The organism is Litchfieldia stipae (assembly GCF_014837155.1).
Taxonomy (GTDB): domain Bacteria; phylum Bacillota; class Bacilli; order Bacillales; family Bacillaceae_L; genus Litchfieldia.
Window position 1 is genome coordinate 35,708 of sequence record NZ_JACYHA010000022.1, and the last position, 19,630, is coordinate 55,337.

The following is a 19,630-nucleotide window of genomic DNA, read 5'->3' on the forward strand; positions in this document are numbered from 1 at the left end:
ATAAAACTTAGTTATATTATTCAACTAAAATTCTTAATCTCCTGCATAAACAGAAAAAATTTTTAATTTTTTTCAAAATTTGGTGAACAGATGGAATTTTTAACGAAACTTACTTAACAAGCGCAATTAATTCAATTTCTACTAGGACATCTTTTGGCAGGCGAGCTACCTCTACACAAGAACGAGCTGGCTTATGAGACGAGAAATAAGTTCCATAGACCTCATTTAAATCAGCAAAGTCATCCATGTTTTTGATAAAAACAGTCGCTTTCACAACCGACTCAAACGAAGCTCCTGCTGCTTTTAATACGGCAGCTAAATTTTGAAAGACTTGTTCTGCTTGTTCTTTAATTCCACCTTCAACTAACTGCCCTTCAGCTGTTAGAGGAATTTGCCCTGAACTATAAAACATATTGTTTACGACAATTCCTTGTGAATATGGTCCGATGGCTTGTGGTGCATCATTTGTTTGAACAATTTTCATTTCTCTTCCTCCATTTCAATTTCATTTGAATGATCAATCTCTTGAATATCCTTTAAAAAATTAAAATAATTCCCAAGTTCAAGTTGAATTTGCTTTTCTTTTACATCTACACGAGTCAATTTGACCAAGGAAATATACTCATCAACTAAACGCTCTTCAATATCCTCAGATTCAACCAGTACACCAATACCTGCTACATTGGCATTGAATTCTTCAAGGATATTAATCATTCCATTGATGGTACCACCAGCCTTCATGAAGTCATCAATAATTAGAACATTAGAGCCTTCCTGAAGACTTCGCTTCGCTAGTCCCATCGTTTGAATGCGCTTTGAAGAACCTGAAACATAATTGATACTTACTGTTGATCCTTCAGTTACCTTGCTATCACGTCTAACAATGACAACAGGAACATTTAAATAATTGGCTACTGCATAAGCAAGGGGAATCCCCTTTGTGGCAACCGTCATGACAACATCGATTTCGCGGCCACTATATACAGAAGCATATAACTTTCCAATTTGATTCACAAGCTTTGGATTCCCAAGGAGATCCGTTAAGTATAAATAACCACCTGGTAAGATTCGTTCTGGTTTAGCAATTTGTTCACAAAGATGATCAATAAATGCTTTTGCTTCACTTACACCGATATGCGGAATAAATCGAACACCACCCGCTGCTCCTGCTACCGTTAAAAGCGTACCAATCCCTTGCTGCTCAAATGTTTGCTTAATGATGGTTAAATCTTCACTGATTGAAGATTTTGCTGAATCATATCGATCTGCAAAATAAGACAGAGATACTAAATGCTGCGGATGCTCCAGCAAGTAATTCGTCATATCTACCAGTCTACTGCTGCGACGAAATTTCATTTTTATAATACCTCCACAAAATCCGAATATTTAATAGTAAATATACCATTAATATACGGATTTAATCAAGCGTATTTCGCTCTCCTATTAATCGTACAGCATATACTTGATCACAGAAGCCTCGCAACCCATTATAGATCCTCTGCATTCTCGAATCATGCTGAACTAATCCAAAGACAGTGGGGCCACTTCCGCTCATTAAAACCGCATCTGCTCCAAATTTCTTCATTTGGTCCTTAATGTTCGCTACTTCAGGATGCATCTTTAACGTAACATCTTCTAATACATTTCCAACTAGACTGCAAATATCCTGGTAGCTTTGATTCTTAATTGCCTTAACCATTCCATCTACATTAGGATGGTTAATCGTGTCTAATGAAAGATTTTTGTAGACATCCGCTGTCGATACTCCAATTGAAGGTTTAGCAAGAATCACCCAACAATGTGGCGGTGATTCAATATGTTCAATCTTCTCTCCTCGACCTGTAGCAATGGCCGTTCCTCCATACACGCAAAAAGAAACATCCGATCCAATTTCCGCTCCGATTTCTGCAAGCTCGTCCAAACTTAACTGCAAGTTCCAAAGCTTATTCAATCCTCTTAATGTAGCAGCTGCATCGCTACTTCCTCCAGCCAAACCTGCAGCTACAGGAATCGCCTTCATAATCGTAATAGATACACCACTCTTAACGTTATATCGTTTTTTCAACAGATTGGCTGCCTGAAATGCAAGATTTCGATTATCGTCTGGCACATATCGGCTATGAGAGATAATCTTAATTTTATCCTCTTGTAATTTCACTAGCTCAATTCGGTCTGCAAGATCAATGGTTGTCATGATCATTTTTACCTCATGAAAACCATCAGACCGCTTTCCTAGGACATCAAGCGCCAAGTTGATTTTCGCCGGAGCTTTTACTAATAATTTCACTAAATCCACCTACTTCGTCATTCACTTCATAAAAATTGCTTGGCTAACGTCTCAAAAGCATTGATTAATATGTACATTTCTCCACTCAATTTCATGTTATTACCGATATTGTACCACAAAATAAATTAGAAAAATGCTACATTCGACACGCGTGTATTTTATTGCAAAAAAAGCCGAAGCGAAAGCTCCGGCTGTTAAGTTATGTGATGAATATCAAATGATTAGGATTTCGACTTTCCATTCGAAGCTAATTGGTTTTGGGCAATTTCAATGGCCCTTTTGACCATATTACCAGCTTCTGTTGCCTTAATAGCTCCCCATCCTTCATCGTGGACCCTGTTATAAAAGCCTAAATCCTTTGCTAATTCTTCTTTAAATTGGTTTGACATTAACCCTTTTCGCCTACTCATACGAAAGACAGCTCCTTTTCATCTCACCAAATAAAAGCTAGTTACTTTCATTAGTATTTGAAGGGTTGTGCCTATATTATGTATACTTTTTGATTTTTTGGTAAACAAAAAGCAGCAAACCAATGTCTACTGCCCACTTATCGCTAAATTCCCAGTTGTCTCATCAAAAAATGTAAGTTGAACGGTTTCAGTTAATACGTCTGCATAGCTATAAGATACTCTCTCAAATGAATTCTCATCCTGATCAAGTTCTATTACAAACACTGAGGGATATGTTTCCGCAAGCACTCCAGAGCGCTCTATCGTTTTTCTACGACCACCATTAGCTTTTAATGTAAGTCGCTTGCCAAGATTAAAGTCTAAATTCTTTTTAATATCTAGCAACGTTTTACCCATTCACTCCACCTCACTATATGTAGTATAACACACCGAACAAAATTTTGTCAAACAAAATTTAAATTATAACAGTGAAACAATTTGATTGTCAATCATTATTTTACAACAAAATTTTCACCTTACTACCAATATTGTGTACGAGATTTCCTGAAATATGTAAGCAATTTTAAAAATTTTTAAACGAACCCAAAAGCTACCTCAAATAAGTAGGTTTGAGGCTAGCTTTTAGGATTAGGATTGATCATTATAGGATCTAAAAGGCATACCAGTTCGTAGTAACCCTTTTGTCTCAACACCACCAAGCCCTTTCTCTCCTGTTAATGTATTTCTCAATATATCCCACACATTTACTCTCTCCACAAAAGGAGTAAAGCTAATCTTGGCAACAATATAGACAGGATCAAGTGCATGGATATTGACTCGCGATGGAGAGCTAGCAAAATTCGCTCCAGCGCGAATCAGTGATTCAAAATGAGATTGACAGGCACCTGCAAAGATGACAAGCTGATCTAGATGAGGCACTTTCTTCCTTGCCTGTCTAACCGTTTGAGCAAAATACATGGAGTGTCGGTACGCTTTTAACTCTGACATCTTTCCCTTAGATTTAGAGTAGGCATCATGTCCAGTAATGACAAGAATATCGGGACGAAAGCGATCAATTAATCCGCCTACTTTCTCTGGCATTTCCTTCTCATCACTATGAACACCATAGACTGGTACACCTAGTTTTTCATAAAGAGCTAAGCATTTCTTTAAATATACTGGATCTCCATCAATATGAAGAACACGTCCAGGCATTTGAAAATAGTCTTGTTCGTTTGTATATCCACCTGTGGCATTATACTCATTCTTTTGTCTGATCAATTGATAATCTTGTCGAAAAAGATGATATGAATGCTCAATCATTTTATCTTCAGCATGTTTTCTTTCTTGTTTTTCCGTTTCTGTAATTAAAAGCAAATCCTGATAAGGTGCATCTGCCATTAATCGAACGTCTTCTCCATATAAAATCGCAACCTTTTGATTGCCTCGCTCTACTTTAATATCAATCACACGGAATAATAAATCCCCTTTGTAGGATTTACGACTCACAATGTCCCCCACTTTAACTTCCATTCTCTTCACTCCATAGTAGTGATCATTATTTATCCAAGGCATAAACCTTACCCTAGCTTATGCATGCTTCAGACAATGGGTGAAAGCCGATATGAGCAATCATTGGTCATAAAAAAAGCTTATCTCAAGGAACTCTCCTGAAATAAGCTTTTTACATTCTTATAGAGAATCAAGCAAAAGATCACTTAATCGACCAAATTCTTCGATTGATAGTGTCTCTCCTCGTCTTCTTGGATCAATTTCTGCATCTGCTAGACATTTCTCAATCACAGATTTTTTCTCTTTCCCATCAGGGATCCCGCTAATTAGGTTGTTAAGAATCGTTTTTCTTCTTTGGGCAAATGAAGCTCGTACAATATCAAAGAAAAACTCTTCATTTTTCACTTTCACTGCAGGTTCTGGTCTTCTAAGCAAACGAATAACAGCAGAATCGACGTTTGGCTGTGGAACAAATACTGTTCTTGGAACAATCATTACAACCTCAGCCTTTGTATAATACTGTACGGCAATTGAAAGTGATCCGTAGTCCTTTGTTCCCGGTTTAGCTGATATACGCTCAGCTACCTCCTTCTGAAGCATAACGACCATCCCACGAATCGGTAGCTGCTCTTCTAACAACTTCATAATAATCGGTGTAGTCACGTAATAAGGTAAATTCGCAACAACCATAATATCTTCTATACCGTCCATTGTTTCATTTACTACAGTTGAGACATCAGCTTTTAAGATATCCTGGTGAATGACTTCAACATGAGGATAAGGTGATAAGGTATCCTTTAGGATTGGTAAGAGTCTTTGATCAATTTCAAAAGCTACAACTTTTTTTGCTCTTTTTGCAATTTGTTCGGTTAAGGCACCAATTCCTGGTCCGATTTCAATTGCACCCGATGCTTCTGTTAACTCAGCATGATCAACAATCCGATTTAATATATTTGTATCAATTAGAAAATTTTGTCCTAAGCTCTTCTTAAAAGAAAATCCATATTTCTCTAATATTGCTTTTGTTCGTAGTGGTGTAGCTATATCCTTATTCACTTCTATTAATCCCCCTGTATCACTTCTTTTATTGCTGCTGCAAATGATTCTCTAGATATTTTAAACATTTTTAATCGTTTATGTAGTTGTTTTCCATTAGTATATCCAATTTTCAAAAGCAGTCCGAGTTTTTCTCTTCGCTCTTTTGCTTGTGGACCACCAATTAATCCAGCATCAACAAGATCCTCAAAACTGATTTCAGTTGAGATTTCCTCCATTTCCTGCTGGACCGATTTCAATGCCTCTCTAATCGCTTCTACAGACGCATGCTCCACACCAAGTCCTTTTCCTTTTTTCGGGATGGCTTCTGATTTGGGTAAGAATGCATGCTTACAACCTGGTACGGCTTCAGAAACAATATGTCGAATTCTCTCTCCAGGATAATCTGGGTCTGTGAATATAATAACACCTCTCACCTGCATCGCTAATTTAATCTTCTCAAGTGTTTCCTGATTAACAGCTGAACCATTTGTTTCTATCGTATCTGCATTCACAGCTCTTTTTATAGCTACTGTATCATCTTTTCCTTCTACAACAATTATCTCTTTAATTAACATTTTTTCCTCCAATAAAGTGAAACTTTTAACCAGGTGAATACGTCTATTAGTATAGAAGCAAAATTTCCCTTTATTATAACGTAAAAAAACAGGAGATAAAAATCTCCTGTATCGTCATTCTAGTTTAAGATTTTAATTTTCACCTTTTTTGTACCCCAACGATAGGCTTGGGATTTATCAGCAAAGAATACATCAATCTTATTGCCTTTAATACTTGAACCCGTGTCACCTGCTATTGCATATCCGTAGCCTTCTACATATACCTTCGTTCCTAAAGGAATCACACTAGGGTCAACAGCAATAACCTTTGAATTCGGATTTGCCTTTAGATTTATTCCAGTACTAGTCGTACCTGAACACCCCGTACAATTGGCTGTATAGGCAGTAGAAGATACATAGAACTCTTTAGAAACAGAGTCATTGCTTCTTGATACTTGCTTTTGGATCACTTTTGTGCCAACAGCTACAACGCGGTTCACGCTTTCTGAGACTGTTTCTTTCTTAAGTAATTCTCTTGAAACTTCCTTACCGTTCTCAAGAACTACTTCATAATGCTTTTCAAGCTTACCTTCTTTACCAGCATTAACCACCTGTTGCTTCCCTTTTTCAAGAGAATCGTCTTTCTTCGTTACAACTGCGTAGGAGATTGGTTCTTCCACTACATCGGTGACTTTTTCTACACGAATGACTTTTACTACACTATCTTCTGCAATCTCTTGATCCATTTCTGGTTCTACACGATCCAATTTTCCAAGTGTGATATTTTGATTTTTTAAAAAGTCAGCGACCGTAGTCGAAGTGGACCAAACCTTTTTTTCTTCTCCGCCAACATCCATTGTTAACTCAAATGCTTTCTCAATAGATACAGTTAAATCCTTCGTTATATCTGTGTCTACTTCAGGTGAAATGATGTCGTGCTCATTAAGCTCGATTTCTTTAAATGCAAGCAACTCTTGAACTGTATCCAATGTTGTCCATACCCGTTCCTCATCTTCACCAATTTCAATGGTCACTGGAACAGCTGCTTCCCAAACAATGGTCATGTCCTGCTTAATTTTATCTTCTAGTTCATGGGATAAATGGTCTTCTTCACGCAGTTCAACGTTAAATTCATTTAGAACCTCTTGAACCGTTTTTGCGTGCGTCCTTATTACCTGTTCTTCTCCATCCAATGATACCTTTACGGTTTCTTTTGATACTTCATATGCGCCATAGGCCGTGCCTGCAGCTGCAAATGCTAGTAAACTACTAACTGAGACTATGAATCTCTTCTTTTTCATTGACTCGGATAACAGCTTTTTCATGTTTTTTAACACGATGAAAAACGCCTCCTTCTCCTCGGAGAGATTATATAAACATTCCTTCTCGCTGTCAACCCCTCCTCTTCACCCTGGACCGTAATCCTAATTATGCAAACCTTCTTTAAAAAAAGAAAGGAGAACTTGTCGACAAAGAAATATATGTATGAGAAGAGGTTTGTAGAACATTTTCTAATTTTCACCTATCGGACAAGTTTCTCCAAGATTTAACAAAAAAATTTATCAGCTAATGTCGAAAATTTTCTTTGCATTGTCGGATGTTTTTTCGGCAATTTCCTCAAATGTAACCTCTTTCAACTCTGCAATTTGCTCTGCAATGTACTTCACATAAGCAGGTTCATTTCGTTTTCCTCTAAATGGATGAGGGGTTAAATAAGGACAATCTGTTTCAATTAATAGTCGATCTAGTGGAATTTGCTTGGCCACTTCTTTCGGTTGTTTAGCATTCTTAAACGTCACTGGTCCGCCAAACGAAATATAGAAATTCATATCCATACATTGTTTAGCCACCTCATAGCTACCAGTAAAGCAATGCATAATTCCTCCCACTTCTGCTGCATTTTCCTCCTTTAGGATTTCCACAATATCAGCAGTTGCATCTCGATTATGAATAATAATGGGTAATTTCACTTTTTTCGCTAACGCAATTTGTTTCCTAAATACTTCTTTCTGAACATCCTTAGGTGATTTATCCCAGTAATAATCAAGTCCCATTTCACCAATTCCAACAACCTTCGGGTGCTCTGAGAGCTTCTCAATCCATTCTAAATCTTCATCTGTCATATCAATTGCATCAACAGGATGCCATCCAATTGTTGCATAAATAAAGTCATATTGATCAATGAGCTCCATCGCTTTTGTAATGGTATCACGATCAAATCCCACAACTACAATTCGTGAAACCCCTTCAGCTAAAGCACGTTCAATTACCTCTTCAACATCTTCTTCATACTGCAGTGCATTTAAATGTGCATGTGTATCGATTAACATGGCTTCCTCCTTCATATTCTATAACGATAAAAGAGAAAGGAACAGATTCCTCTGTCCCATTCTTCTTTTCCTACTATTTATTTAACCTTTGACCCATTTGGAAGGTTTTGATCCACAGTCGCAAGTGATAACATTCCATCTTCACTACCCGCTAGAATCATTCCTTGGGATAGCTCTCCTCTTAGTTTAACCGGCTTTAAATTTGTCACACATATGACTTTTCTACCAACTAAATCCTCTGGAGAATAAAACTTAGCAATCCCTGATACAACCTGGCGTTTTTCATAGCCTAAATCAAGTTGAATTTTCATTAATTTGTCGGTTTTCTTCACAGGCTCTGCATGTAGAACTTCTGCCACTCGTAAATCTACTTTCATAAATTCATCGATGGAGATCTCATCTACTGTTGGAACCTCAACCTTTTTTTCCTCTTCCTTCGGTGCTGAACCCTGCATTTGCGATTTAATGAACTCAATTTCTACATCCATTTCTAATCTTGGGAAGATTGGATTACCCTTTGATACAGTAACTCCTTCTGCCTTCAAACCGAATTCCTTCAAGCTATCCCAGGATTGATAAGATTCATCCGTCAATCCTAATTGTGTAAAGATTTGAGCAGGCGTTGTTGTTAAGAACGGTTGAAGCATCACTGCCGCAAATCGTAATGATTCAGCTAAATGAGACATAACTGATGCCAATGCATCTTTGTTGGCCTCATCCTTTGCAAGAACCCAAGGCTGTGTTTCATCAATGTATTTGTTCGTTCTACTTATCATTTGCCATAAGACTGTTAGTGCAACAGAAAACTCAAGATTATCAAGAGCTTCCTCATACTTATCTTGGCTATCCTTTATTAAAGAAACTAATGATTGATCAAACTCAGTAACTTCCCCCTTATAAGTAGGAACCTTACCATCAAAATACTTATCAATCATAGCAATCGTACGGTTTAATAAATTCCCAAGATCATTTGCTAAATCAAAGTTAATACGCTCTACAAAGCTTTCAGGTGTAAATACACCATCTGAACCAAATGGAACTTCTCTTAATAAATAATAGCGAAGAGCATCTAATCCATAACGATCAATTAATGTCACAGGATCGACAACATTACCTTTTGACTTAGACATTTTTCCATCCTTCATCAAAAGCCAGCCGTGTGCAAATACTTTTTTAGGTAATGGGATGTCTAGTGCCATCAACATAATTGGCCAATAAATCGTGTGGAAACGAACAATTTCCTTCCCAACAAGATGGACATCTGCTGGCCAATATTTTAAATAAGCTGCATCATTATCTGATCCATATCCTAAAGCTGTAATATAATTAGAAAGAGCATCAATCCATACATAGATAACATGCTTTGGATCTCCAGGTACCTTTACTCCCCAATTGAAGGTTGTTCTTGAAACTGCCAGATCCTCTAACCCTGGTTTGATAAAGTTATTAATCATTTCATTCTTCCTAGATTCTGGTTGAATGAAATCAGGATTTTCTTCATAATACTGTAGCAATCTGTCTACATATTTCCCCATTCTGAAGAAATAAGACTCTTCTTTTACCAATTCAACTGGATGGCCACTGTCAGGGCTCTTACCTCCAACAATCTTTCCATTCTCCATAATTGCGTCTACTAACTGAAGCTCGGTATAGAAGGTTTCGTCTGGCACAGAATACCAGCCTTCATATTGATCTAAATAAATATCACCTTGATCTAATAATTGCTTGAAGATCTTTTCGACCACATTCTTGTGTCGATCTTCTGTTGTACGAATAAAATCATCATACGAAATGTCCATTTTCGACCATAGTTCTTGGATACCAGCAACGATCTCATCAACATAGCTTTGTGGTGTGATTCCTTGTTCCTCAGCCTTACGTTGAATTTTTTGTCCGTGTTCATCTGTACCAGTTAAGTACATGACATCATAACCACGTAATCTCTTATAACGAGCTAACGCGTCTCCTGCGACAGTAGTATACGCATGTCCAATATGTAATTTACCACTTGGATAATAAATCGGTGTTGTAATATAAAACGTTTTATTTTCCATTCATAAACCTCCTCTTTCACCTTCATATCTATAGAAGAAAAGCATCAAAAATCAAACCTGCTATTCTACAGCATGAAAAAAATCATCTTAGTATATGTACCTTAACTATCATAAAATAAATTCTTCACAAATTCATCTATTCCTCTTCTACCAACAAAATATACCTAAAAAAAGGGAGATATGCAATGATACGACCCTTAAAAAATAACGATTTCATACGAACCATTGTTATGTTTACATAACAGTTTATTAACAATAATAGCTGTTATTTCTATATATGGATGTATATGTAATAAATTCAGATTGTACACATGTCGAATTATTGTGCACTATTTGTCGAATTACATATAGCATTCAACTATAATTTAAATTATATTAATATATTATTTCTCGCGATTTATCATATAAAAAATATTGTCATAACAGCGTTTTGTGGATATAGACATACAGTTTTTTATATAACTTCAAACATTTGTAATTAGTTATTGACGTTTATTGGAAACCTTGTTATTATTAATCTATAAGTTTTTTGTCGAATAATGACGAATTAATGAATGAAATGAAAATAAATAGTTTATAGGTCGAGAGAGGGGAACTTTTTAATGAAATCTACTGGTATTGTACGTAAAGTTGATGAATTAGGACGTGTTGTTATTCCAATCGAATTACGACGCACATTAGGAATCGCAGAGAAAGATGCACTTGAAATTTATGTTGATGATGAAAAAATCATCTTAAAGAAATACAAGCCAAATATGACTTGCCACATTACTGGTGAAGTGTCTGATTCAAACATCACACTTGCTGGTGGTAAAATTGTGTTAAGTCGTGAAGGTGCAGAACAAATCCTTCAAGAGCTTAATAATAACTTAGAAAAAGTAAATAACTAATTTAAATATACTTGAGGCTATCACCTAACAATTTAGGAGATAGCCTCATTTTTATTGTTCATTATTTATGATAAGTATTATAGATTTCCCGCTTCGGTAATTGACGGTCCTTCGATACTTCCTTGATTGCATCCTTCACAGAGAATTCCTTATTAGTTATGTAATGATTGACATGCTCCTCGATTGAAAATTGAATCCACCAGCTTTCATCTTCTTCAGCCTCTAAATCTGATGAATTGGCCCCTTCAACAATCAGACAAAATTCACCTCTGATTTGATCACTTTTTGACCATTCTATAACACGGTCTAAGTCCCCACGTATAAATTCTTCAAATTTCTTTGTAAGCTCTCTAGAAATTGAAATCTGACGGTTCCCTAGAATCTCTCTCATCACCTGAAGTGTTTCTTTGAGGCGATGTGGTGCTTCATAAAAGATTAAAGTTGCTTCAATTCGTTTTAAACCTTCCAATTGTAGCTTTTTTTCTTTCTTTTGACGATCTAAAAAGCCATAAAAATAGAAGGGTTGTGTACGTAATCCTGATGCAATCATCGCTGTTAAAGCTGCATTAGCTCCAGGTAATGGAACAACAAATAATTTCTCTGATACTGCCTGGACGACAAGCTCATAGCCTGGATCAGAAATGGTTGGGAGACCTGCATCACTTACCAGAGCAATGTTCTTTCCTTCTTTTAATAACCCAATAATCTTGTCTCCACTTACTTCTTTATTATGATCATGGTAACTAATAATAGGTGTCGTGATTTCGAAATAATTACAGAGCTTTTTTGAATGTCTTGTATCCTCTGCTGCAATAATATCAGCTTCTTTTAATGTCTTAATTGCACGAAACGTCATATCATCTAAGTTACCTATTGGTGTTGGTACTAAATATAGGGTACCAACGTCAGCGTTTCCTTGAAAACTCTTCTGTTGCCACATCGAAATCTCTCCTCTCTTTCGTTATTTGCCATCATAAAGAATGTCATTTACTTCTGCCGTGTATTCATTATTTTGATTATATACAATCAGTGGGGGGAGGATTTTTAAATCTGGTTTTCCATCTTTAATTCCTTCAATTAAAAGTGTATTTGCTTCCTTACCTTCTTTAGGATAAACAAATCTCATCCGTTTTGGCTCTAAGCGATGAGCTCTCATTAATGTCAAAATATCTAATAGTCGACCTGGTCGATGAACAAGTGCCACCTTGCCACCTTGTTTCACGAGTTGACTGCTCACTCGAATGACATCCTCTAAGGTACAATAGATTTCATGCCTTGCAATGGCTAAGTGCTCGTTCTTATTCATTTCATCCTTCCCTGGCGTTTGAAAATAGGGAGGATTGCATGTAACCACATCAAATTTCCCGTGTCCAAGTCTAGAAGGCATGTCCTTCAAATCTCCATGAATCAATTGAATGCGATCTTCTAACTGATTATATTGAACACTCCTTTGTGCCATATCATAGATTTTCTCTTGGATTTCAACACCAGTAATCTCTGACTTAGATCGCAGGCTTAATAATAACGGGATGACCCCATTTCCTGTACATAAATCAATCACTTTTCCCTTTTGAATGGGAACATATGCAAACTTAGCTAATAATACCGTATCTAACGAAAAAGCAAATACGGAGGGGCTTTGTATAATTTTGAGATCCTCAGCTAATAAATGATCTAGCCGCTCCCCATTTTGTATTTCTACCATATAAGTATTCCTTTCTATTCCAAACATTTAATGATGTATTATTCTCTTTAGTATACACCTTAACACACAAAAAAAAGTCCTCCAAAACTGGAAGACCTACTTCTTATTTAAGAAGGATAAGCAAAATAAACAATCTCCATCTTTTCGAACACTTCCATAGTGCACATTGCAAATATGAAATCCTTCTTGATACAGTCTGGCTAAATTATCATAGCCCTCACCGATATCGAGTTGTTGCTTCGAATCACTAGTCCCATGATCTGTCTTTTCTTTTTTCTTCGTCTCGACAATGGGTTCTTCTAGTCTACGACGTAAATGATCATTCTCAACCATTAAATTATGATTTTCTTCAAGCAATTCACCTAGGTGCTGTTTTAAATCTCCTAATTGGCGATATAAATGGCCAATTTGTTCTTCCATACTTATAACAGATTCAAATATGTCCTTTTTGTCCACGATATCCACCTCGTTAATCTGTGGCTTGTATCGAAACAGCTCCTTCTCTGAGTAGCTCATCCCATGTGTATTCAATTACACGTTCACGATCCACTAACTCAACTTGAAGTACTCTCTCTAGAATATTTAATCCTACTACTTTTCCAAGTCCACTTGGCGTTTGAAGCATTTCACCTAAATCAGGTAATTGTTCTTTCGCAGTTTCATATTCATCATTCTCATACTTCAGACAGCACATTAAACGACCACAAAGACCAGAAATTTTTGTTGGATTTAACGAAAGGTTTTGATCCTTCGCCATTTTAATAGAAACTGGCTCAAAATCACCTAAGAATGTTGAACAGCATAGCATTCTTCCGCATGGGCCAATACCGCCAAGCATCTTCGCTTCATCCCTTACACCTATTTGCCTTAATTCAATACGTGTACGGAAAATGGCTGCTAAATCCTTTACTAACTCTCTAAAATCTACTCTTCCGTCAGCTGTGAAATAGAAAATGACTTTGTTTCGATCAAATGTATATTCTACATCAACTAGCTTCATATCTAGATTGTGTTCTATTACTTTTTGAAAACAAACATCATACGCTTCCTTAGCTGCTTGTTTATTCTCACTTACAATTAATTTATCCTTTTGTTCTGCGATTCTAACTACCTTTTTCAAGGGTAGCACGATATCATTTTCTTCGACCTGCTTCTTATTTATAACAACTTTACCAAATTCAATCCCTCGAACAGTTTCAACAATGACAAACTCTCCATCAGGAATGGTTAAGCCATTTGGATCAAAATAATAGATTTTTCCAGCTTTTTTAAAGCGGACACCAACTACATCATACAAGCTTTACCCCTCCTGTAATTTCAATACCAGTTGTTCCATTAATAAGTGTGGATTCATGTTGGTGTTTAGACGTTTCTTAGCCTCAAGAATGAATGCTATTTGTTGACTAACACGACTAGAAGAGGTTTGAAGTGCGCGTTGTCTTAATACATCTATTTGATCAGTATAAACAACATTATCTTCATCACCGATTTGGATCTGTATTAAATCTCTATATAAAAGTAATAATAAGCTTAATCCTAAGTCTAATTGTGCCTTTTCTTTAAAATGGGGCAGCCACTTATCCTGAATAAGGAAAAGTGCATCAACTGGACGTGTGTTTAATACTTCATTTAATTGTAACACTATCGCCCTAGACTGTCCAAACCATTCATCTTGACTCATTTGGTATGCCTCATCTAAATCATTGGTCACTTGAGATACAATAGATGCTAGGCCGCCAGATACGGCCTTTTCCTTTATCAAATAATTCTTAACAATGTTTGCAGATAAAGGCTTAAATGAAAGTGATTGACACCTAGATTGAATGGTATCAAGCATACGGTGCACCTGCTCTGTTATTAGGAGTGCTACCGTTTGACTATTTGGTTCTTCTAAAAACTTTAACAAACTATTTGCGGCATTAGTCGTCATTCTGTCAGCATGTTCAATAATGTAGAGCTTTCGATTTGACTCAACACCTGTCTTAGAAAACTCTTCCTGCAGCTCTTGAATTTGCCCTTTTTTAATGGATAACCCATCTGGCTCAATCAAATGAAGATCAGGATGATTTCCAGAATCAATCCTACGACAATTATTACACATGAGACAAGGTCTAATACCATCCTCAGGCTCCAAGCAAAAGTACGCTTTTGCAAAGCTTAGGCTTATTGCTTTCTTACCAGTACCCTTTGCACCTTCTAGGATGTACGCATGAGCCACACGCTTTTTTCGAAAACTATTTTCAATCATCTTCATGACAATTGGTTGCTGCTGGTATAACTCTTCCCATGTTTTTTGCACATCAATCACACTTTCGACCTTACTTGTATAAATCAATCAGCAAGCCCTTAATTTCTCCGATCTTATCTAATATATTTATTGAATCCTTTTCTTGGTCAACAAGATCCTTAGTTAAAGTTAACAGCTCCTGATCAACCTTCTCAACCAGGTGGAGTGTTCTAGAGTTGCCATTATAATTCCAATCATGAGATTGTTTTAATTCAAATCCAAATTCGACAGCCTCATGAATAAAATCCTTTACTAGCTTTTTATATGTGGCTAGATCCTTAAATGTCCTTGATTTTGCAAGCCTTTGACCCGCACTCTCAATATTAGACATAAATTTATTTAATTGTTCTATATGAAGCTTCTGTTCATTCTTTGCAAACTGCACACCAAATGAATGACTGCTTTGAGATCTTACAATTGTGTTACTTCTATCGTTATTGACAGACATTCTAACATCTTGACTTATCTTCATATCTCATCTGTCCTTTTTATCTTACTAAAATTGATGAAACTGTTCAATCGGAAGCACAAATACAGTTGCCCCACCCACTTCTACTTCTACTGGATATGGGACATAGGAGTCTGCATTTCCTCCCATTGGAGAGACAGGTGCAACTAATTGATCACGGTGCTTACAATTATCATTAATTATTTGCAAGGCTTTCTCTACACGAATATCTTCAACACCAATCATAAATGTTGTATTACCTGAACGTAGAAATCCTCCCGTACTTGCTAACTTTGTTGCTCGAAAGTTATGCTCTACTAATGCTTGGGATAAACGATTACTGTCTTTGTCCTGAACAACTGCCATAATTAGTTTCATCCTATGTGCCTCCTTATATTTTATCATTCTTTCTCGGAAACTTCATTTTACGTTTTCTGGAAAATACCAGATCAAGAGATGTGTTTACTCTCTATTATAGCAAGAAAAAAAGCAGCTTAAAGTAAAACGCAAAAAAAATAGCTTCATTTCGGCCATCGAAAGACCTAATTTGGTCATACAACAAAAAAAATCTCCTCTATCGATGGATGAGGAGACTCACTGGTTACCCCACAGGATGCGGAGTGTATTCAGACTACGGCTTTTATAAGCAAGCTAGTTTAAAAATTTGCTTCTATATACGTTATGATTTCTTGGTGAATTTCCTTTACAGGCTTATCCCCTTTAACAACTAATAATTTATCCGGATACTTAGAAAAAATCTTCTTATAATTCTCTTTAACAGCAAGAAGCTTTTCTTTATTCTCATACACATCCTGAACTGTTCTTTGCTGTAGGCGTTCAAGAGAAATCTCAATCGGATTATCAATATAAATCACTAAATCAGGATTTGGAAATTTCGAATTCAAATTCCCTACAAAGGCAAAATCTTCTTCAGTTGAGCAGTGATAAGCAAGAGAAGAAAAGTAATATCGCGTACATATCACATGCTTCTTATCTCCCAAAAGCTTATAAACTCCATCAACATCATTATACAAATGATCATGTCGATCAGCCGCAAATAAATAAGCTAGTTGTTGATCAAAATGTGTTTCATTTTCACTAAAAACAACACGCTTCTTCAGTCCTTCACGAATTAAGTGTCCTACTGGTCCACTTGAAGGTTCAAATGTTAAAACAGCATGATCACCCTTTTTCAAATAATAATTTCTAAGTAGGTTTGATTGCGTTGACGTTCCAGAACCATCAATTCCTTCAAATACAATAAAAAGATTTTTCATGTATAAAGCCCCCATGTATGTATTAACATTCTATAATATGAATTGTTCGATTAATTAACTTATTACCTTGAAAACGAGTACCTGCTTCTATGTAGGTTGTTAGGATATTCATATGTTTTTCCGTTATATACTCTCCAGCCATTAACACAGGAATTCCTGGAGGGTAGGGAATAATCATTTCAGCTGACATGTAGCCAATTGATTCATTTAAAGGCACAGCTTTTTTATTGTAACCTTTTATTTGCTTATAAGATAGACCCAATTCGGTTAGTTTATCCGTTTCAATATAGGACGAACTCCGTGAAGAGTCCACACAAGGTAATGGTTCTACTATCGCCCTAATCTTTGTAATCAAATTTTCCCCAAAGATTCTATCCTTTATTAAAGGGAGAACCATTAATACATTATTTGGGTCAGCCATTTCTGTGAAAAGACCTTGTTTTTCTAACAGAGCTTGTAATTCAAATCCGTTCAAACCGAAGTTGGATTGAATCGTCACCTTCAGTGGATCAATATCAATTGAATTCTTATGTGCTTGTACAACATTAATTTGTGGAATTTCATTTAATGATGTTTTAAGCCAATTGATTTCATTGAGTAATTCTCTCGTCCCTGTCTCCTGCATCAGTGCTAAGTAGTACCTTGCAATATCTAAGGATGCCATAATGGGATAAGATGGACTACTCGATTGGAGCATTTGAAGATAGACGTTTAATCGACTTAGATCTACTAATTTACTATTAAAATGAAGATAAGCCCCCATTGTCATCGCAGGTAGCGTCTTATGAGCTGAGTTAACCACAATATCAGCACCAGCTTCAACTGCAGAAATTGGAAAACTCTCAAGAATGAAATGAGCTCCATGTGCTTCATCAACCAAAACGGGGATTGATAAAGAATGAGCAAGCTTAATAATTTCCTTTAAATCAATCGTCATTCCATAGTAATTAGGATTTGTAAGTATAATTGCTTTTGCATTAGGATGTGTTTCTATGGCTGATTTTACAGTTTCTATAGATAGGCCAACAGCTACTTGTGCCACTTCATCATATTCTGGACTTAAGAAAACTGGTCTAACAGATGCCAGTTGCAATCCGTGCAAAATGGATTTATGTGAATTTCTTTGAACTAAAACAACATCATTCTCTTCACAAGTAGCAAGGATCATCGCTAAATTGCCGACAGTTGAACCGTTTACTAAAAAATAGCTCTTCTCAACTCCATAGAGTTCAGACGTTAATTGCTCGGCTTCTTTAATAACCCCACTTGGATCATGAAGATCATCCATTCCGGTTAATTCAGTTACATCTAATTTTAATATCTCTTCAAAGCCGCTCGTCTTCTCTTGAGGGAAGACTTGTCCATTGTGATGCCCTGGGACATGGAGTGACATTGGATTGCTTTTTTGGTGTGTCATAAGTTTATCATATAGTGGTGTTTGTTTTTGATTCATCATTGATTGTCCCTTAGTTTTTTTATGTTAGTACAACATTAATCTACCATTGTTATGCTTTTTTTTCTATAAAAATAGGACCCTATAAAGGATCCCTATTTCTATGAATATATCTCAGGTGTCGTTACACTTCTTAATTTCTTTAGATAATAAAGGTATTTCGGGTCATTTGTTTCCGTTTGAATCATATCTTTCTCGCAATCTGTGCAAATAAATTTTGTGTATAAATGAATCCCTCTTTGCTTTTGTTCTTCACATATTACACACGTTTCCCCAATATTTCTTTCAGTAATGAGTGAACTCAATTGCCTCCACCTCCATTATCAGCATTCCCATAAGTATCAAATGTATACACAATTTCTAATTTAATCTACAATTATTTTTTTGTATCACTTTTAAACTATGATAAGTCGGTTGAATTTGAGCCTGTTTTTATGTTAGTTTATTATTTTTTATAATTTTTCTTTCGTTTGAGTGGTTAATCTATTTTTGACACTTTGTGTGAGCTAATAGGGACAGGTCGATGGCTGGGTGGTTGTGTTTTGTCTTATTGGATGTGTTAACAGGACAGGTCGATTGGAATTTGCTCTTGTTTTGTTCTATGGGATGCTCTAATAGGACAGTTCAATTGGATTTGCTCTTGTTTTGTCTTATTGGATGCCCTAACAGGACACTTCCCTTGGGATTTGCTCTTGCTTTGTCTTATTGGATGCGTCAACAGGACACTTCAATTGGAATTTTCTCTTGTTATGTCTTATTAGATGCCCCAACAGGACACTTCGCCAGGCTTTTGCACTTGTTTTGTCTTATTAGATGTCTCAACAGGACACTTTGCTTGTTCTTTTTTCTTGTTTTGTCCTATTGGATGCACTAACAGGACACTTTGCTCAGGATTTGCACTTGCTTTGTCCTATTGGATGCTCTAATTGGACAGTTCAATTGGTCTTTGTTCTTGTTTTGTCCCATTGGATGGACCAATAGGACAGGTCGCTCGGGGTTTGCTCTTGTTTTGTCTTATTGGATGCCTCAACAGGACACTTCAGCTGTTCTTTATTCTAGTTTTGTCCCATTGGATGCACTAACAGGACACTTTGCTCAGGATTTGCACTTGCTTTGTCCTATTGGATGCTCTAATTGGACAGTTCAATTGGTCTTTGCTCCTGTTTTGTCCCATTGGATGCACTAACAGGACACTTTGCTCGGGATTTGCACTTGTTTTGTCCTTTTAATATCCTTAAATGACAATAATCTAAAACACAAAAAAGACCAGCTCCAAAAGGAACTGATCTTTTATTTTGCCTAGCGACGTCCTACTCTCACAGGGGGAGTCCCCCAACTACCATCGGCGCTGAAGAGCTTAACTTCCGTGTTCGGTATGGGAACGGGTGTGACCTCTTCGCCAAAAT

Annotated in this window: 22 protein-coding genes and 1 rRNA gene; 1 reads left to right on the forward strand and 22 read right to left on the reverse strand. The window is 36.5% G+C overall.

The annotated features are described in order from the left end of the window. Positions 1–109 precede the first annotated feature (109 nt). From F7888_RS19030 to metG, 11 genes are all read right to left on the reverse strand, one after another. Positions 110–484, reverse strand: a complete 375-nt coding sequence (locus tag F7888_RS19030) for a RidA family protein (protein ID WP_191782311.1) — start codon at positions 482–484, stop codon at positions 110–112. Continuing rightward, positions 481–1,356, reverse strand: a complete 876-nt coding sequence (gene purR, locus F7888_RS19035) for a pur operon repressor (protein ID WP_191782313.1) — start codon at positions 1,354–1,356, stop codon at positions 481–483. The genes F7888_RS19030 and purR overlap by 4 nt, the downstream gene beginning before the upstream one ends. A 61-nt stretch (positions 1,357–1,417) precedes the next feature. Beyond that, complete coding sequence (gene ispE / locus F7888_RS19040) at positions 1,418–2,287, reverse strand: 4-(cytidine 5'-diphospho)-2-C-methyl-D-erythritol kinase (RefSeq protein WP_191782316.1); 870 nt, start codon at positions 2,285–2,287, stop codon at positions 1,418–1,420. 221 nt (positions 2,288–2,508) lie between these two features. Continuing rightward, positions 2,509–2,697: a small, acid-soluble spore protein, alpha/beta type gene (locus F7888_RS19045; RefSeq protein ID WP_191782317.1), complete on the reverse strand. Its 189-nt coding sequence runs from the start codon at positions 2,695–2,697 to the stop codon at positions 2,509–2,511. A 126-nt stretch (positions 2,698–2,823) separates the two neighbouring features. Continuing rightward, the gene (gene veg / locus F7888_RS19050; protein ID WP_090859560.1) at positions 2,824–3,093 is read right to left on the reverse strand and encodes a biofilm formation stimulator Veg; all 270 of its coding nucleotides are present in this window, start codon (positions 3,091–3,093) and stop codon (positions 2,824–2,826) included. A 231-nt stretch (positions 3,094–3,324) separates the two neighbouring features. Beyond that, positions 3,325–4,209 carry a sporulation peptidase YabG gene (gene yabG / locus F7888_RS19055; RefSeq protein WP_191782320.1) on the reverse strand — a complete coding sequence of 295 codons (885 nt, stop codon included), beginning with the start codon at positions 4,207–4,209 and terminating at the stop codon, positions 3,325–3,327. 159 nt (positions 4,210–4,368) lie between these two features. Then, a complete protein-coding gene (gene rsmA / locus F7888_RS19060; RefSeq protein ID WP_191782322.1) occupies positions 4,369–5,244 on the reverse strand; it encodes a 16S rRNA (adenine(1518)-N(6)/adenine(1519)-N(6))-dimethyltransferase RsmA in 876 nt (291 codons plus the stop codon). 5 nt (positions 5,245–5,249) lie between these two features. Further along, positions 5,250–5,801: a ribonuclease M5 gene (rnmV, locus tag F7888_RS19065; RefSeq protein ID WP_191782324.1), complete on the reverse strand. Its 552-nt coding sequence runs from the start codon at positions 5,799–5,801 to the stop codon at positions 5,250–5,252. Between the two features lie 119 nt (positions 5,802–5,920). Continuing rightward, positions 5,921–7,117, reverse strand: a complete 1,197-nt coding sequence (locus F7888_RS19070; protein WP_318246323.1) for a ubiquitin-like domain-containing protein — start codon at positions 7,115–7,117, stop codon at positions 5,921–5,923. A 225-nt stretch (positions 7,118–7,342) separates the two neighbouring features. Then, positions 7,343–8,110 (reverse strand): TatD family hydrolase, encoded by a 768-nt coding sequence (locus tag F7888_RS19075; protein ID WP_191782326.1) that lies wholly within the window; start codon positions 8,108–8,110, stop codon positions 7,343–7,345. Positions 8,111–8,187: 77 nt separating this feature from the next. Beyond that, positions 8,188–10,164 carry a methionine--tRNA ligase gene (gene metG, locus F7888_RS19080; RefSeq protein WP_191782329.1) on the reverse strand — a complete coding sequence of 659 codons (1,977 nt, stop codon included), beginning with the start codon at positions 10,162–10,164 and terminating at the stop codon, positions 8,188–8,190. A 602-nt stretch (positions 10,165–10,766) separates the two neighbouring features. Here metG and F7888_RS19085 point away from each other — a divergent pair. Then, positions 10,767–11,054 (forward strand): AbrB/MazE/SpoVT family DNA-binding domain-containing protein, encoded by a 288-nt coding sequence (locus F7888_RS19085; protein WP_191782331.1) that lies wholly within the window; start codon positions 10,767–10,769, stop codon positions 11,052–11,054. Between the two features lie 61 nt (positions 11,055–11,115). On the opposite strand, the gene rsmI is transcribed toward F7888_RS19085, so the two are convergent. The 11 genes from rsmI to rrf form a co-directional block, all read right to left on the reverse strand. After that, positions 11,116–11,994: a 16S rRNA (cytidine(1402)-2'-O)-methyltransferase gene (gene rsmI / locus F7888_RS19090; RefSeq protein ID WP_191782334.1), complete on the reverse strand. Its 879-nt coding sequence runs from the start codon at positions 11,992–11,994 to the stop codon at positions 11,116–11,118. A 21-nt stretch (positions 11,995–12,015) separates the two neighbouring features. Then, entirely contained in the window at positions 12,016–12,759 is a 744-nt protein-coding gene (locus F7888_RS19095; RefSeq protein ID WP_191782337.1) for a tRNA1(Val) (adenine(37)-N6)-methyltransferase, read from the reverse strand. Between the two features lie 96 nt (positions 12,760–12,855). Continuing rightward, positions 12,856–13,215, reverse strand: a complete 360-nt coding sequence (gene yabA, locus F7888_RS19100) for a DNA replication initiation control protein YabA (RefSeq protein ID WP_191782339.1) — start codon at positions 13,213–13,215, stop codon at positions 12,856–12,858. 13 nt (positions 13,216–13,228) lie between these two features. After that, on the reverse strand, positions 13,229–14,056 hold the full coding sequence (gene ricT / locus F7888_RS19105) for a competence/sporulation regulator complex protein RicT (protein WP_191782341.1): 828 nt from the start codon (positions 14,054–14,056) through the stop codon (positions 13,229–13,231). A 3-nt stretch (positions 14,057–14,059) separates the two neighbouring features. Continuing rightward, positions 14,060–15,058: a DNA polymerase III subunit delta' gene (gene holB, locus F7888_RS19110; protein WP_191782378.1), complete on the reverse strand. Its 999-nt coding sequence runs from the start codon at positions 15,056–15,058 to the stop codon at positions 14,060–14,062. A 19-nt stretch (positions 15,059–15,077) separates the two neighbouring features. Continuing rightward, positions 15,078–15,518, reverse strand: a complete 441-nt coding sequence (locus tag F7888_RS19115; protein ID WP_191782342.1) for a YaaR family protein — start codon at positions 15,516–15,518, stop codon at positions 15,078–15,080. A gap of 24 nt (positions 15,519–15,542) precedes the next feature. Further along, positions 15,543–15,872 (reverse strand): cyclic-di-AMP receptor, encoded by a 330-nt coding sequence (locus tag F7888_RS19120; RefSeq protein WP_191782344.1) that lies wholly within the window; start codon positions 15,870–15,872, stop codon positions 15,543–15,545. 278 nt (positions 15,873–16,150) lie between these two features. Beyond that, positions 16,151–16,771, reverse strand: coding sequence for a dTMP kinase (tmk, locus tag F7888_RS19125; protein WP_191782346.1), 621 nt, complete (start codon positions 16,769–16,771; stop codon positions 16,151–16,153). Positions 16,772–16,793: 22 nt separating this feature from the next. After that, the gene (locus F7888_RS19130; protein WP_191782381.1) at positions 16,794–18,224 is read right to left on the reverse strand and encodes an aminotransferase class I/II-fold pyridoxal phosphate-dependent enzyme; all 1,431 of its coding nucleotides are present in this window, start codon (positions 18,222–18,224) and stop codon (positions 16,794–16,796) included. 101 nt (positions 18,225–18,325) lie between these two features. Then, complete coding sequence (locus tag F7888_RS19135) at positions 18,326–18,529, reverse strand: sigma factor G inhibitor Gin (protein WP_225228896.1); 204 nt, start codon at positions 18,527–18,529, stop codon at positions 18,326–18,328. Between the two features lie 992 nt (positions 18,530–19,521). Next, positions 19,522–19,630 (reverse strand): 5S ribosomal RNA (gene rrf, locus F7888_RS19140); the annotation flags it as partial.

What these genes read in the sequence shown, in the direction of transcription:
- F7888_RS19030 (WP_191782311.1), bottom strand. Translation starts at nt 484, where the DNA reads ATGAAAATTGTTCAAACAAATGATGCACCACAAGCCATCGGACCATAT.
- purR (WP_191782313.1), bottom strand. Translation starts at nt 1,356, where the DNA reads ATGAAATTTCGTCGCAGCAGTAGACTGGTAGATATGACGAATTACTTG.
- F7888_RS19045 (WP_191782317.1), bottom strand. Translation starts at nt 2,697, where the DNA reads ATGAGTAGGCGAAAAGGGTTAATGTCAAACCAATTTAAAGAAGAATTA.
- veg (WP_090859560.1), bottom strand. Translation starts at nt 3,093, where the DNA reads ATGGGTAAAACGTTGCTAGATATTAAAAAGAATTTAGACTTTAATCTT.
- yabG (WP_191782320.1), bottom strand. Translation starts at nt 4,209, where the DNA reads ATGGAAGTTAAAGTGGGGGACATTGTGAGTCGTAAATCCTACAAAGGG.
- rnmV (WP_191782324.1), bottom strand. Translation starts at nt 5,801, where the DNA reads ATGTTAATTAAAGAGATAATTGTTGTAGAAGGAAAAGATGATACAGTA.
- F7888_RS19075 (WP_191782326.1), bottom strand. Translation starts at nt 8,110, where the DNA reads ATGTTAATCGATACACATGCACATTTAAATGCACTGCAGTATGAAGAA.
- metG (WP_191782329.1), bottom strand. Translation starts at nt 10,164, where the DNA reads ATGGAAAATAAAACGTTTTATATTACAACACCGATTTATTATCCAAGT.
- F7888_RS19085 (WP_191782331.1), top strand. Translation starts at nt 10,767, where the DNA reads ATGAAATCTACTGGTATTGTACGTAAAGTTGATGAATTAGGACGTGTT.
- rsmI (WP_191782334.1), bottom strand. Translation starts at nt 11,994, where the DNA reads ATGTGGCAACAGAAGAGTTTTCAAGGAAACGCTGACGTTGGTACCCTA.
- F7888_RS19095 (WP_191782337.1), bottom strand. Translation starts at nt 12,759, where the DNA reads ATGGTAGAAATACAAAATGGGGAGCGGCTAGATCATTTATTAGCTGAG.
- F7888_RS19115 (WP_191782342.1), bottom strand. Translation starts at nt 15,518, where the DNA reads ATGAAGATAAGTCAAGATGTTAGAATGTCTGTCAATAACGATAGAAGT.
- F7888_RS19120 (WP_191782344.1), bottom strand. Translation starts at nt 15,872, where the DNA reads ATGAAACTAATTATGGCAGTTGTTCAGGACAAAGACAGTAATCGTTTA.
- tmk (WP_191782346.1), bottom strand. Translation starts at nt 16,771, where the DNA reads ATGAAAAATCTTTTTATTGTATTTGAAGGAATTGATGGTTCTGGAACG.
- F7888_RS19130 (WP_191782381.1), bottom strand. Translation starts at nt 18,224, where the DNA reads ATGAATCAAAAACAAACACCACTATATGATAAACTTATGACACACCAA.